14 protein-coding genes are annotated in these 13,993 nt (G+C 67.4%); 8 read left to right on the top strand and 6 right to left on the bottom strand.

The features are described 5' to 3' along the window. Positions 1 to 9: 9 nt before the first annotated feature. Genes OMW55_RS02050 through OMW55_RS02025 form a run of 6 tightly spaced genes read right to left on the bottom strand, consistent with a single transcriptional unit; the run spans position 10 to position 4,722 of the window. Positions 10 to 765, bottom strand: a complete 756-nt coding sequence (locus OMW55_RS02050) for an inositol monophosphatase family protein (protein WP_264880428.1) — start codon at positions 763 to 765, stop codon at positions 10 to 12. 39 nt (positions 766 to 804) lie between these two features. Next, positions 805 to 1,359, bottom strand: a complete 555-nt coding sequence (locus OMW55_RS02045; protein ID WP_264880426.1) for a DUF1003 domain-containing protein — start codon at positions 1,357 to 1,359, stop codon at positions 805 to 807. After that, the gene (locus OMW55_RS02040) at positions 1,331 to 2,449 is read right to left on the bottom strand and encodes an inositol-3-phosphate synthase (protein WP_264880425.1); all 1,119 of its coding nucleotides are present in this window, start codon (positions 2,447 to 2,449) and stop codon (positions 1,331 to 1,333) included. Before OMW55_RS02040 ends, OMW55_RS02045 begins: the two co-directional genes overlap by 29 nt. Before the next feature lie 10 nt (positions 2,450 to 2,459). Next, positions 2,460 to 3,386 carry a beta-xylosidase gene (locus OMW55_RS02035; protein ID WP_264880424.1) on the bottom strand — a complete coding sequence of 309 codons (927 nt, stop codon included), beginning with the start codon at positions 3,384 to 3,386 and terminating at the stop codon, positions 2,460 to 2,462. After that, the gene (locus OMW55_RS02030; protein WP_264880422.1) at positions 3,383 to 4,171 is read right to left on the bottom strand and encodes a TIGR04290 family methyltransferase; all 789 of its coding nucleotides are present in this window, start codon (positions 4,169 to 4,171) and stop codon (positions 3,383 to 3,385) included. Before OMW55_RS02030 ends, OMW55_RS02035 begins: the two co-directional genes overlap by 4 nt. Continuing rightward, entirely contained in the window at positions 4,168 to 4,722 is a 555-nt protein-coding gene (locus OMW55_RS02025) for a histidine phosphatase family protein (RefSeq protein WP_264881974.1), read from the bottom strand. Before OMW55_RS02025 ends, OMW55_RS02030 begins: the two co-directional genes overlap by 4 nt. Before the next feature lie 313 nt (positions 4,723 to 5,035). Between OMW55_RS02025 and OMW55_RS02020 the strand changes: the two genes are divergently transcribed. The 8 genes from OMW55_RS02020 to OMW55_RS01985 all read left to right on the top strand — a co-directional run bounded on the left by OMW55_RS02020 (position 5,036) and on the right by OMW55_RS01985 (position 13,989). Then, entirely contained in the window at positions 5,036 to 6,220 is a 1,185-nt protein-coding gene (locus OMW55_RS02020; RefSeq protein WP_264880421.1) for a calcium-binding protein, read from the top strand. A gap of 167 nt (positions 6,221 to 6,387) precedes the next feature. Next, positions 6,388 to 7,503, top strand: coding sequence for an SDR family NAD(P)-dependent oxidoreductase (locus tag OMW55_RS02015; RefSeq protein WP_264880419.1), 1,116 nt, complete (start codon positions 6,388 to 6,390; stop codon positions 7,501 to 7,503). Next, positions 7,500 to 8,585: an SDR family NAD(P)-dependent oxidoreductase gene (locus tag OMW55_RS02010; RefSeq protein WP_264880418.1), complete on the top strand. Its 1,086-nt coding sequence runs from the start codon at positions 7,500 to 7,502 to the stop codon at positions 8,583 to 8,585. Before OMW55_RS02015 ends, OMW55_RS02010 begins: the two co-directional genes overlap by 4 nt. A gap of 14 nt (positions 8,586 to 8,599) precedes the next feature. Then, entirely contained in the window at positions 8,600 to 9,676 is a 1,077-nt protein-coding gene (locus tag OMW55_RS02005; protein WP_264880416.1) for a glycosyltransferase family 4 protein, read from the top strand. Further along, positions 9,673 to 10,776: a CgeB family protein gene (locus OMW55_RS02000; protein ID WP_264880415.1), complete on the top strand. Its 1,104-nt coding sequence runs from the start codon at positions 9,673 to 9,675 to the stop codon at positions 10,774 to 10,776. Before OMW55_RS02005 ends, OMW55_RS02000 begins: the two co-directional genes overlap by 4 nt. Next, a complete protein-coding gene (locus tag OMW55_RS01995) occupies positions 10,773 to 11,867 on the top strand; it encodes a CgeB family protein (RefSeq protein ID WP_264880413.1) in 1,095 nt (364 codons plus the stop codon). Before OMW55_RS02000 ends, OMW55_RS01995 begins: the two co-directional genes overlap by 4 nt. Next, complete coding sequence (locus OMW55_RS01990; protein ID WP_264880411.1) at positions 11,864 to 12,952, top strand: CgeB family protein; 1,089 nt, start codon at positions 11,864 to 11,866, stop codon at positions 12,950 to 12,952. Before OMW55_RS01995 ends, OMW55_RS01990 begins: the two co-directional genes overlap by 4 nt. Continuing rightward, on the top strand, positions 12,949 to 13,989 hold the full coding sequence (locus OMW55_RS01985; RefSeq protein ID WP_264880409.1) for a UDP-glucuronic acid decarboxylase family protein: 1,041 nt from the start codon (positions 12,949 to 12,951) through the stop codon (positions 13,987 to 13,989). The genes OMW55_RS01990 and OMW55_RS01985 overlap by 4 nt, the downstream gene beginning before the upstream one ends. The last annotated feature ends 4 nt before the right edge of the window (positions 13,990 to 13,993 follow it).

Genomic DNA, 13,993 nt, shown 5'->3' with positions numbered 1-13,993 from the left:
GCGCCGCAACTAGCTGTTGAGCAAGGAGACTGCCTGGTCGAACAGCGCGGGTGTCGCCGCCGCCACCAGGTCGCCCCCCGACAGGTCGCGGCCGCCCCGCCAATTGCCGACCATCCCGCCAGCGCCGCGCACCACCGGCAGCAGCGCACCCCAGTCGTAGCGCTGCAGGCCGTTCTCGACCACCAGGTCGAGACTCCCCGCCGCTAGCCGGGCGTAGGCCAGCGCGTCGAGGCCGTAGCGAGTCACTCGAACGCAGTGCCGAATCCGCTCGAATGCGTCGACGCCTCCACCGAGGATAAAGGGATCGGTGGTGGACAACCGCGCCTCGGCCAGCGTCGCGCAGCCACTGGTCCGCAACGTGCGACCGTTCAGCATCGCAGTGCCCGGCAGTCCAACCGCAAACTCGTCCAGTACGGGCGCGTCGATCATTCCCACGATCGGCTCGCCATCCTCGAACAGCGCCACCAGCGTGGTCCAGCTCGGCAGGCCGCAGATCAGCGCGCGAGTGCCGTCGATCGGGTCGATCAGCCAGCGCCGCCGAGCATCCGCACGGATTAGGCCATATTCCTCGCCTTCGATCCCGTCCTCGGGAAAGCGCGCCTCGATAAGGGCGCGCAATGCCCGCTCGGCGGCGCGGTCCAGTTCGGTGACCGGGTCGAACGAGCCCTCGCCTGCCTTGTTGTCCGCGGTCGGCACAGCGGCCCCGAGGGTCACATCGCGGGCGGCGCGGGACAGCTCGGCAAAAAAGGCAGGGAGGTCAGGCATCGAGCGCTTCTACCCCGCCGCCGACCGGGGTCCAGTGACTCAACGGTCTTCCTCCACCTCCTCCATCCGCTCCAGCACTGCTTCGGGCGCCACGGTCCGCTGCAATTCCCGGAGCTCGGGGTTACCCGCCTCCGCGATCCCCAGCTTGTCGGCGATCTGCGTCACCAGCTTGATCAGGTGGGTCACCTCATGCTCGGACAACAAGCTGATCTGCAGGTCGAGGTCGGCGCGGCGGTCCGCTGCCGCCTGGGCGCGATTCTGGCTGATCAGGATGAAGGTGGAGATAAAGATGGCCTCCACCGACGCCACCGTTGCCAGGATGACAAAGGTCGGGTCGAATGGACGGAAGGGCGTCAGTCCCGTGTTCACCAATATCCAGCCGACGATCACCGCCGCATGGACGTAGACGAACGCCATCGACCCGGCGAACCGCGTGATCAGTTGCGCCAGCCGGTCCTGGGTGGAGGCACGCTCGTCCTCATGGCGCCGGCGTTCGGCCAGCGCCTCAATGTTGCGGGTCAGCGCGCCGGCCAGTCCATCCGAGGGATGGACGGTCGGGGTCGGCCTACTGAAGTCGGCGGTACTCCTGCTCACCGCGGATGAACGCCTCGGTGGCGGTAAGTGCCTCATCGTCGGTCATCTGCACCGGCGGATGCTTGCAGAAGAAGGCGGCCGGCGGATTGATCGCGCCGCCGATGCCGCGGTCGAGCGCCAGCTTGGCGCAGCGAATCATGTCGATCGCCACGCCCGCGCTGTTGGGCGAATCCTCGACGCTGAGCCGCAGCTCCAGGTTCATCGGCACGCCGCCGAACAACCGCCCTTCCATCCGCAGGAAGCAAACCTTATTGTCGTTCTGCCACGCGACATAGTCGGACGGGCCGACGTGGATGTTCTCGTCGTCCAGCCGGCGCTCGGCCACGGCCTGCACCGCTTCGGTCTTGGACTCCTTCTTGTGCTTGAGGCGCGAGCGCTCGAGCATGTTGAGGAAGTCCGTGTTGCCCCCGGTGTTGAGCTGGTAGGTCCGGTCCAGCCGCACGCCGCGCTTGTGGAACAGGTCCGTGAGCACGCGGTGGACAATGGTCGCGCCGACCTGTGCCTTGATGTCATCGCCGATGATCGGCACGCCAGCTTCCTCGAAGCGCCGTGCCCAGGTCTCGTCCGATGCGATGAACACGGGAATGCAGTTCACGAACGCGACGCCCGCCTTCAGCGCGCATTCGGCGTAGAATTCCGTCGCGGCCTGGCTGCCGACTGGCAGGTAGTTCATCAGCACGTGCGCGCCGCTTTCCTTGAGCACGCGTACGACCTCGGCCTGGTCCGGTTCTTGCCCGTCTGCCAGCATGAAGCTCCGCTCGGCGGGATAGTCGGCCATGTGGTCCGCAACGCCGTCCAGCCGCTTGCCCATCAGCACGGTCGCGCCGGTCGGTTTCACATGGTCGCAAAAGACAGCGGTGTTGTTCGGCTTGGCGAAGATCGCCTCGTTGACGTCGCGGCCCACCTTGCGGGCGTCCACGTCCCATGCCGCGACCACCTTCAGGTCCTTGGGCCGATAGCCGCCCAGGTCCCAGTGCATCAGGCCGATCTGCTCGTTGGCGCCGCCATTCTGGTAGTAGGCGATGCCCTGCACCAGGCTGGAGGCGCAATTGCCGACCCCGGCTATGGCGATGTTGATGGTCGGGTCCATGTGCGTGTCCTTACTCGGCAGCCACGGCGACGGGCTGGCTCGCGCTGGCCGGAGCATAGCGCTCGATCATGCTGGCGCAAAAATCGGCAAACTCAGCCGGGTCTTGCGGCGCGCTCGTGTGATGCGACGCAATCCCACGATGCTCAGGGGTGAAGCAGAAGGTGACGGTCGTGTCGAACGGCGCCAGCGCCTCCATCTGCCGGTCGAACCAGTCGAGCGCGTTGGGGCGGAAACTGTCAGCCCAGCTGAGGCCCGTGCGCAGCTTGGTGACGCCCAGGCGCTTCAGCCATGCAACGGCATCGTCCAGCCGATGATCCTGGTAGTGGAACCATTGCATGAGGCCCATGCGGTCGGCGTAGGGCTCGAACGCCTTCAGGCCCAGCTTGGGCGTCCCGTCTTCCCTCAGCAGGCCCATGTAGAAATGGCGGTAATAGGACGAGCCTTCCGCTTCCTTGTGGCGGGTGGTCGCGCCCCACGCCTGCGGCAGGTCGTAGAGCGAATACCAAAACACCCGTGGGACCTTGCCGAGCAGCAACTCGGCCGTCCGCTTAACCCCGAACTCCTGCACTTCCTCGGCCCCGAACGAGCCGACGCCTACCTCTGTTACCCACAGCTCGTGGTTGGGCGCGACCGCCTGTATCTCGTCGATCCGGGTGGGCCACTCGTTGATGTTCCACAGGTTCCAGTCGAGCGGGAAGCCGTGCACCGCGACCACGTCGATCGCGTCGAGCACGCCATAGCCGGCCAGCCGCTGGATGAACGACGCGTCGATCGGCGAAATTCCGCCCAGCACTCGCTTCACTGCCGGATTGGCCTTCGCGATCGCCTGCCCCGCGAGCACCGCCATTTCACCAAACTTCGACCAGTCGGGATCGACCTCAGGATCCCAATGCGACTTGTTGTTGGGCTCGTTCCAGATCATCGCGGCTTCGATCAAGTCGCACTTCCTTTGCTTGGGTAAACGGCGCCTCCATGGCGCGGCCGCTCCACACTGACACGCGCCAGGAACACGTCGTCAGTCGGCTGCTCGACGATGTCAAAGCCCGCCGAGCGGATCATCGCGCCATTACACGCGCTGTTGGGCACCCACCAGTTGGTCGGGTCACCGGCAAGCCGTTTCTCGACGAAATACATCAGCGGCCAGCCGTCCTGTTCCAGCGCCTGGACGCCCTCGAAGAAGTCGTAATCCGCTTCCGGCTCGACCACCGCCTTGGTCCCGGCGGTCAGCGACTGGTAGAGCAACAGGTCGCTGGCGGCGTGCTCGCGGATGAGATCCAGCGCCAGCAAGGGGTGGCGCAGGTGGTAGAGCACGCCCATGAAGATGACGAGGTCGAACCGCTCGCCCAGCGCGGCGACGTCCCACACCTCGCCAAGCCGGAATTCCACGTCGTCGAAGCCCAGCACCTCGGCGGCGAAGCGTGCCTGGTCGAGGTAGCGCTGGTCATGGTCGATGCCGAGCACCCGGCTGGCGCCCCGCCGCTTCATTTCAAAGCTGTAGAAGCCGGCGTTGCAGCCGATGTCGAGCACGCTTTTGCCGGTAAGGTCGGCCGGCAGGATGTGCTCGAACCTGCGGAACTTGCCGCCCGGGTAGTCGAACAGGAAGTGGTCAGGCGCCGTGCGGACGCCGTGAAGGTCGAGGTCGTGGAACCATGGCCCGAGCTCCTTAACCCGCCGCTCGAGCTCGGCGCGGTCGAGCGGCCTGGCCGCGGTGGTCAGCATCATGCCGGTTCGAGCTCCCGCGCAACGATGTCCAGCGCGGTCACGGAAGCCGGACCGGCCTCAAACGACAATATGTCATCGAGCGAGCGGCGCTCCTGCCAGCACAGCAGCGCCCGGATGATGTCGCAGTGCGTCACCAACACCACTGCGCCCTCATGCCGGGCGGCCGCTTCGATCGCAAAGCCGACAGCGCGGGCCTGTGCCTCTCCCATGCTCTCCCCGCCGGGACAGCGCGCATCAGCGCGGTTGGCGTTCCACTGGTCCCACGCCGGCCGGCCATCCAGCTCGGCGAAGTCGGCGCCAGTCCATTCGCCGAAGTCGATTTCGTCCAGCTCGGAGGCGAGCCGGACGGGCAGGCCGTGCCGCGCAGCGATCAGGCGGGCGGTGTCAATGGTCCGCTGGCGCGGGCTGGCGTAGACGGCGGTGACCGGCTCGTCGGCCAGCAGCGCGGCGGCGCGGCCCACCTCGGCGCGGCCCGCATCCGTCAGGCCGGCTTCGTCACCGCGCCCGGTGAGGCGGGTACCCAGGTCGGCGTGACTGCCGTGGCGGACCAGATAAAGAGAAGCGGACAGCGGCTGCCCTCCTGTTGTTTCGGATGCTCAACAGCGGCGTCGAAGCTTTGTTCCTTCTAGCCGGCCGATGCCTCTGGCAAGATCTCTGAAACTAGCCAGCGTTAACCAAAAAGTTTGCTCTCCGTTGTGGACTCGCTCTCGGCATGGGCGCAGTTTCGTGCTTCGACTCACCGTTTCGCCGGTGAACGGGTTAACCACGATTCTGGGCAACCGCCGCTGGCTGGCCAGAGTTATGCGCTGCGGTAGGGCTCAATCTCTGCCGGCAGGGGCCTGCGGAGTAAGTGCGATGTCGCGAGTGAAGCTTACAGAAGCGAAAATCATCCAGGCCGACACGCTGCTCCGTCCGCTGGCTACCAGGGTCGGCGAATATGTGGTCAAGGGAGCGGGTGGCGACCTCCTGTCGAGCGGGTCTGGCGCCGACACCTTCACCTACACCAGCTTCGCCCAGTCCCGCGGATCGGCCGTCGACCTCATACGGGGGTTCAACGCGAAATCGGGGGACAAGATCGACCTTACCGCCCTCGGGACCGCCACTCTCCTAGGCAGCTACAACCCGGACTTTCCCGCGCTGCAGGCGGTGCTCACGTTTAGCACCGGCACCACCACCCTTTCCTATTATGCCGGTTCGAGTGTCCCGGTGTTCCAGCTCCACTTCCAGGGGAAGGTCGCCTTTGCTCCGGAAGCCTTCCTTGGCGTGGTCGCGCCGTCGGCGGGTCCGACCGAAGGCGCGGATGTCCTGATTGGTACGGCTGGCGACGACACCGTCCACCTGCTCGGGGGCAGCGACCTTTACGCAGGTCTCGCCGGCAACGACACAATCAGCGGCGACGCGGGCAGCGATGCGCTGCACGGCGGCGCGGGCAACGACTTCATGGACGGAGGCGCCGGCAGCGACCAGCTGTATGGCGGTGCTGGCGATGACACGCTGTTTGGCGGCGATTGGCTCACCGGAGAGAGCGACGACACCGCCGACCTGCTTGACGGTGGCGACGGCGACGATCACCTCAACGGCTGGTATGGCGACGACATTCTGATCGGCGGCGCCGGCAATGACGTGCTGCACGGCAGCTTCGGTTCGGACATGCTGACCGGTGGTCTCGGCGCCGACGTGTTCAGCTACACGTCTGCGATCGACGGCAACGACCAGATCACGGATTTCAGCCGCGCCGAGGGTGACAAGATCGACATCTCGGGCAGCGATTCCAACCAGTTCGGCCGCGATGGCCAGACCGACTGGTGGTTCGCCGGCTCCAGCTACCGCGATGACCTTAAGGCGCAGGGCCACGGGCAGATCGTGGTCACCGCGAACGGCGACGGTACCTATACGTTCAGCGCTTATTTCGCGAACAGCGCGACGCCGCACATCCAAACTGTAGTCAACACGGAAGTGACGATCGCCGACTTCATCGGAGTGAGCCAAGCCCCTGCATCGCTCGGCTTGGTAGGAGCGGCCGCTCCCACCAGCGGCCTGCTCATCTAGCCTCTTTTAACTTCCGGATCCTTGGCGTGGAAACCACGCCACGACCGCGCGCGCCCGCCCGCCACCGATGCGGGCAAGCATCAACAAACCGGAACAAAGATGAAGAAGGATCATTATGCCGCCTTAACGACCGAGCGCCGAAACGGCTGCAAACAGAGGGGAAACGGGTGAGCGAAACAGTCCTGGTGACCGGGGGCGCCGGCTTCATTGGCCGCTTCGTGTGCAAGGAACTGCTCAAGCGCGGCCACCAGGTGCGCGTCCTCGACAGCCTGATCGAGCAGGTGCACGGCGATACAGACCGACCCGCTGACCTGCCGGTCGAGGTTGAGCTGATCCGGGCCGACGTCCGCAATGGCGATGCGGTCACCAAGGCGCTGAAGGGCGTCGACAGCGTTATCCACCTCGCAGCCGAGGTCGGCGTTGGCCAGTCCATGTATGCAGTGGAGCGCTACACCAGCGTCAACGACGTCGGCACCGCGGTGCTGACCGAGAAGCTGATCGACAATCCGGTGCGCCGGATCGTCACCGCGTCCTCCATGAGCATCTATGGCGAAGGGCTGTACCGCGATGCGGACGGCAACTTCGTCCAGGACGCCGAGCGACTTCCACGCACCTCCGACAGCCAGAGCTGGGATCCGCTCGACAGGCAGGGCCGCCCGCTGACCCCCGTGGCCACGCCCGAGTGGAAGCACCCCAACCTCGCCAGCATCTATGCGCTCGGTAAGTACGTGCAGGAACGCACCACCATGATCATGGCTGGCGCGTACGGCATGGAAGGCGTGTGCCTGCGGCTGTTCAACGTCTACGGCCCCGGCCAGGCGCTCTCCAATCCATACACGGGCGTGCTGGCGATCTTCTCCTCGCGCCTGCTCAACGGTCAACGACCGGTGATCTTCGAGGACGGCGAGCAGCGCCGCGACTTCGTCTATGTCGGCGACGTCGCACGCGCCTTCGCCGACGCGCTGGAGCTGCCGCAGGCGGCCGGCGGCGTGTTCAACATCGGCTCCGGCCAGGACCGCTCGGTTACCCAGGTGGCACAGAGCCTCGCTCGTGCGATGGGCAAGAACGACATTGATCCGGATATCGTCAGCAAGACCCGAGTTGGCGACATCCGCCACTGCTTCTGCGATACCAGCCTTGCCGCCGATCGACTGGGTTTCCGCGCTACCCGCGACTTCGAGGAAGGCCTGGCCGAGCTCGCCGAATGGGTCGCCGAGCAGGAAGCCGTCGACCGCGTCGACCAGGCCAAGCAGGAACTGGAAGCCCGGGGGCTGGTCGCGTGACCGGGCCGGCGGTCATCGGCCGCCAACCGGTGCTGGTCACCGGCGGTGCGGGGTTCATCGGCAGCAACATCGCCGACCGGCTCGCGTCGGAGGGCCACCACGTCCACCTGTTCGACGCGCTCTCCCGCCCGGGCGTGGAGCGGAACCTCGAATGGCTCAAGCGGCGTCATGGCGGCAAGATCAGCTTCACCCGCGGCGATGTCCGCGACGAAGACAGCCTGGCCGCCGCTGCCCGGCAGGCCAGCGCCGTGTTCCACATGGCCGCGCAGGTCGCGGTCACTACCTCGATGGTCGACCCGCGCGAGGACTTCGACATCAACGTCCGCGGCACGCTGCACCTGCTAGACGCGGTGCGGCTGTCCGATCGCCGCGTGCCAGTGATCTTTGCCTCGACCAACAAGGTTTATGGTGACCTGGCCGACGTCGAGTTCCGGCTGGAGGGCGATCGCTACGAGCCGGCCGACCGCGCCGTACGCGAGTTCGGCATTGGCGAGACTCGCCCGCTCGACTTCCACACGCCCTACGGCTGCTCCAAGGGAGCGGCCGACCAGTATATCCTGGACTATGCCCGCAGCTTCGACCTGCCGACGGCCGTCCTTCGCATGAGCTGCATCTACGGCCAGCGGCAGATGGGGACGGAGGACCAGGGCTGGGTCGCTCACTTCCTCATTCGCGCGCTCGAAGGCGCGCCGATTACCCTTTATGGCGATGGCTGCCAGGTCCGCGACATTCTGGACGTGCGCGACGCGGTGGACGCCTACATGGCCGCGTTCGGGCGCATCGAGACGATCAAGGGTCGCGCCTTCAACCTTGGCGGCGGCCCGGCCAACGCCGTGTCCTTGCGTGAGCTGCTGGCCCACATCGGTGCCATAACCGGTCGCGAGCCAGACCTGCGCTTCGACGACTGGCGCGCCGGCGACCAGCGCTACTTCGTCGCGGACACCCGTCTGATCCGCAACACGCTGGGCCTGCCGCGGGCGCGCGACTGGCGGAGCGGCGTGGCCGACCTCGCCGCCTGGCTGGCAGAGGAGCGCGGCCTGGACCTCAGCGGCGCGCCCCAGCGCCTGCGGGTGCCCGCTTGAGCCGTCTCCGCCTAATGCTCACCACCGACGCCGTCGGGGGCGTGTGGACCTACTCGCTGGAACTCGCCGCCGCCCTTGCCGAGCAGGCCGACACGATGACGTTCCTGGCGGTGCTCGGCCCTTCGCCGAACGCCGGGCAGCTGTCCCGCGCCGCCGCCATCCCCGGTCTGCAACTGGTTGAGACCGGCCTGCCGCTCGACTGGACCGCGGCTGACGAGGCTACGCTTCGCACGACCGGCACCGCGCTCGCCGAACTGGCCGCGCGCGCTGACGCCGACCTGGTCCAGCTCCACGCGCCCGCCCTCGCCGCAGCAGACTTCCCGGCTCCGGTGGTCACCGTGGTTCACAGCTGTGTCGCCACCTGGTGGGCCGCAATGCGCGAGGAATCGCTGCCGGACGACTTCGCGTGGCGCACCGCGCTGGCCCGCGAAGGCCTGCGCCACTCCGACCTGCTGGTCGCGCCAACCCGCGCCTTCGCGGCCGCCGTGCGTCAGGCCTATGGTCTCGCCCAGGCGCCGCTCGCCGTTCCGAACGGCCGCACCGCCGCCGTCGCCGCCGCGCCGAGCGATGGGGCTTGCTTTTGCCTCACCGCCGGCCGCCTATGGGACGAAGGCAAGAACGTCACCGCCTTCGACGCGGCCGCAGCGCTGTCCGCCACGCCGTTTCGCGCGGCCGGCCCGCTCGTCGGTCCCAATGGCGCAATGGTGCAGCTGTCCGCCGCTGCATCACTTGGCCTGATTCCCGAAGACCGGCTCGCCGAACTGCTGGCCGAACGCCCGATCTTTGTTTCTCCGTCACGGTACGAACCCTTTGGCTTGTCGGTGCTCGAGGCCGCGCAGGCCGGCTGCCCGCTGGTCCTGTCCTCCATTCCGACTTTCCACGAGCTATGGACCGACGCCGCCCTGTTCGCGGACTCGCCGCACGAGATTGCGGCTGCGGTAGACCGCCTGGCCGCCGATCCGGTCGAGCGCCGCCGCTTGGGCGAGTCCGCCCGTCGCCGCGCCGCGCGCTTTACTCCCGAAGCGACCGGCCATGCCATGCTCGGCCACTATCGCGACCTGCTCGGACGGGAGCGGAAGGTCGCGGCGTGAAGATCGTCTACCTCACCCATTCGCTGCAGAGCTGCTGGAACCACGGCAACGCCCACTTCCTGCGCGGACTGCTGCGCGAACTCCAGGTGCGCGGGCACGAGGTCCAGGCGCTTGAGCCGCGTGGCGCTTGGAGCCTTGGCAACCTGCTCGGCGACCACGGCTCCCCGGGTCTGGCTGCCTGGCGCGAAGCCTATCCGGACCTCACCGCCACCGTCTACGACGCCGACGTCGATCCGGCCGAGCTCACCGACGGAGCCGACCTCGTCATCGTCCACGAATGGAACGAGCCCGCGCTGGTCGCCGCCATCGGCCAACATCGCAAGCGTGGTGCGCCCTTTACCCTGCTGTTCCACGACACCCACCATCGGGCGGTCAGCGACCCCGAAGCAATCCGCGCATTCGACCTCAGCGGCTACGACGGCGTTCTCGCATTCGGCGAGACGCTGAGCGAGGTTTACCGCCGCTGGGGCTGGCAGGACCGGGTGTGGACCTTTCACGAGGCGGCCGACACCCGCCACTTCCACCCGCCGGCCGCGGAAGGGGAGCGCAACGGCCTGGTGTGGATCGGCAATTGGGGTGATGGCGAGCGCTCGGCCGAGCTGGAGGAGTATCTCTTCCGCCCCGCACAGGACGCTGGCCTGCCGCTCGACATCTATGGCGTCCGCTACCCCGCGGAAGCGCTGGCCACCCTCGCCCGCTACGGCGTCGATTTCCGCGGCTGGCTGCCCAACGCCAAGGCGCCCGAGGTGTTCGCCCGCCACCTGGCCACCGTTCACGTGCCACGCCGCTTCTACACCACGCTCCTGCCCGGCATTCCGACCATCCGCGTGTTCGAGGCGCTGGCTTGCGGCATCCCGCTCGTCAGCGCGCCGTGGGACGACAGCGAGCAGCTCTTCACGCCCGGCGAAGACTTTCTGGTTGCCCAGGACGGCGCGGCCATGACCCGCCACCTGCGGGCGCTCGCCGCCGAGCCGGCCCTCCGCCGCAGCCTCGCCGACCATGGCCTTGCCACCATCCGCGCCCGCCACAGCTGCGCCCACCGCGCCGACCAATTGCTCGGCATTGTCGCGCAACTCGCCCCCGAAAGAGCCTACGCATGAAACTCGCCTTCTATGGCTCCTCCCTGCTCAGCAGCTATTGGAACGGCGCCGCCACTTACTATCGCGGCGTCCTGAGCCAGCTGGCTCGGCACGGCCATGACATCACCTTCTACGAACCCGACGCGTTCGAGCGGCAGCAGCACCGCGACATCGACCCACCCGCGTATGCCAAGGTGCAGGTCTATGACGCCAGCCCCGAGGCCTGCGCACGCGTGCTCGCCGAGGCCGCCGCCGCCGATATCGTCGTAAAGGCCAGCGGCGTCGGCGTGTATGACGACGAGCTGCTGGAAGGCGTCATCGACCGCTCCGCTCCTCACGCGCTCAAGGTCTATTGGGACGTGGACGCTGCCGCCACGCTGGAGGAGCTGGCGGGCGCGCCCGACCACCCGCTGCGCCGGCGCCTGCCCGAGTTCGACCTCGTTTTGACCTACGGCGGCGGACCGCCCGTGATCCGCCAGTACGAGGCTTTCGGCGCCCGCCGCTGCGTGCCCATCTACAACGCGCTCGACCCCGCCACCCACCACCCGGTCGCGCCCGAGCCGCGCTTCGCCAGCGACCTCGCCTTCCTCGCCAACCGCTTGCCCGACCGCGAGGCGCGGGTGGAGGAGTTCTTCCTCCGGGCCGCCGCGCGCTTGCCCGACAAGCGCTTCCTGCTCGGCGGCAACGGCTGGCAGGGCAAGGGTATGCCCGGCAACGTGTCGGCGATCGGCCATGTCGGCACCGCCGACCACAATGCCTTCAACTGCACGCCGCAGGCAGTCCTCAACGTCGCCCGCGACAGCATGGCCAACATCGGCTTTTCCCCCGCCACGCGCGTGTTCGAGGCCGCCGGCGCCGCCGCCTGCCTGATCACCGACGCCTGGGAGGGGATCGAGCTGTTCCTCAAGCCCGACTCCGAAGTGCTGGTTGCGCGCGACGGGCAGGACGTCGCCGACCTGCTCGAGGCGCTCACCCCCGAGCGCGCCCGCAGCATCGGCCAGGCTGCCCTGGCCCGCGTGCTGGCCGAGCACACCTACGAGCGGCGCGGCGTCGAGGCCGACCGCATCCTGCGCGACGAACTCGCCGCCAAGCGAGAGCTGGTGGCCGCATGAAGCTCGTCGTCCTCGGCCTCTCTCTGTCTTCGTCCTGGGGTAACGGGCACGCCACGACGTTCCGCGCGCTACTCCAGGCTTACGCGGAGCGCGGCCACGACATTCTGTTCTTGGAACGCGACGTCCCCTGGTATCGCAACCAGCGCGACCTAGCCGATCCGAACTATTGCCGGCTGGAGTTCTATAGCGACCTCGACGACCTCCATCGTTGGACGGCCGAGATCGCGGGAGCGGACGCGGTGATGGTCGGCTCCTACGTGCCGCAGGGGGTGGACGTAGCGAAGTTCGTCCAAGCCACCGCCGACGGCACCACCGCCTTCTACGACATCGACACCCCCGTTACTCTTTCCAAGCTGAAGCGCGGCGACTTCGAGTATCTCTCGCCCGAGGTCATCCCAGGCTTCGACGTCTACCTGAGCTTTACCGGCGGCCCGACGCTCAACTTCATTGAAGAGTTCTACGGCTCGCCCGCGGCCCGGCCGCTCTACTGCTCGGTAGATGCCGACAAGTACCGGCCGCTAGAAGTCGAGCAGCGCTGGGACCTTTCGTATCTCGGCACCTACAGCGACGACCGCCAGCCCACCGTCGAGCGCTTTCTGAACGCCGTCGCCCGCGCCTTACCCAACCGCCGCTTCTGCGTCGCCGGCCCGCAGTATCCGAAGTCCGTCGAATGGCCGGCCAACGTCGAGCGCATTGAGCATGTGCCGCCGGCCGACCACCCGGCCTTCTACGCGGCCAGCCGCTTCGCCCTCAATGTTACCCGCGCCGACATGATCGCCGCTGGCTGGTCCCCCTCCGTACGGCTGTTCGAAGCGGCCGCTTGCGCCACACCGGTGATTTCGGACGTTTGGGATGGGTTGGACACGCTGCTGCGGCCCGGCAGCGAGATCCTGTTCGCGCGTTCCACGGCCGATGTGATCGCGGCGCTGGACGGGATCGGAGTGGACCAAGCTGCCGGGATCGGGCAAGCGGCGCGCGCACGAGTGCTGGTCGCGCATACCGCGCGGCACCGGGCCGAGGAACTGGAGCGGCACCTCGCCGAGGCGCGGGTTGGCGGCGAGAAGCGCGTAGAGGAAGTCGCATGAACTCGGACGGACGAACGGCTGCTCCCTTTACCCGCGTGCTGGTCGCCGGCGGCGCGGGCTTCATCGGCTCGCACCTGGTCGACCGGTTGCTTGCGCTGGGTGCCGACGTGGTCGTGGTCGACAATCTCCAGACCGGCCGCGCCAGGAACCTCGCGCATCTCACCGCCAACCGGCGAATGACCTTCGTCGAGCATGACGTCACGTGGGAGTTGCCGAAGAAGCTGACTGCCAAGCCGTTCAGCCACATCGTCAACGCCGCCTGCGCCGCCTCGCCGCCCGCCTACCAAGCTGACCCCGAGCACACGATGCTGACCAACGTGCTCGGCACCCGCAACCTGCTGCGCGTGGCGGAGCAGCACGGCGCCCGGCTGCTGCTGACCTCAACTAGCGAGGTCTACGGCGACCCGGAGGTGCACCCGCAACGTGAGGATTATCGCGGCTGGGTGAGCTGCACCGGTCCGCGCGCCTGTTACGACGAGGGCAAGCGGGCTGCCGAAACGCTGGCGTTCGACTTCGATCGTCTTGGCCGGGCCGATGTCCGCGTCGTGCGCATCTTCAACACTTACGGTCCCCGCATGGACCCGGACGACGGGCGCGTGGTCAGCAATGTCATCTGCCAGGCGCTGTCGAACGAGCCGATCACCGTCTATGGCGACGGCAGCCAGACCCGCAGCTTCTGCTATGTCGACGACCTGGTTGACGGCATTCTCAAGCTGCTCGCCTACGATGGTCCGCAGCCGGGGCCCGTGAACCTCGGCAACCCGCTCGAGCTGACGGTCTGCGACCTCATCGAGCGTGTTGTCGCCCTGACGGGAACCGCCAGCCCGATCGTCACCCGTCCCTTGCCGCAGGACGATCCGCGACGGCGCCGCCCCGATATTGAGCTGGCTCGGTCGCTGCTCGGCTGGGACCCGCAGGTCTCGCTGCAGCAGGGCTTGGAAGCGACTACCCGTTATTTCGCGCAAGAGTTGCGCGAGGCGCCGGCGTTCGGCTTTCCCGGCTCCGACAAGCAGACGGCGCTCGCCGCCGCCGAGTAAGCGC

The organism is Sphingomonas arvum (assembly GCF_026013565.1).
In the GTDB taxonomy this organism is placed as follows: domain Bacteria; phylum Pseudomonadota; class Alphaproteobacteria; order Sphingomonadales; family Sphingomonadaceae; genus Sphingomicrobium; species Sphingomicrobium arvum.
This window is presented reverse-complemented; position numbering and strand designations above follow the sequence as displayed.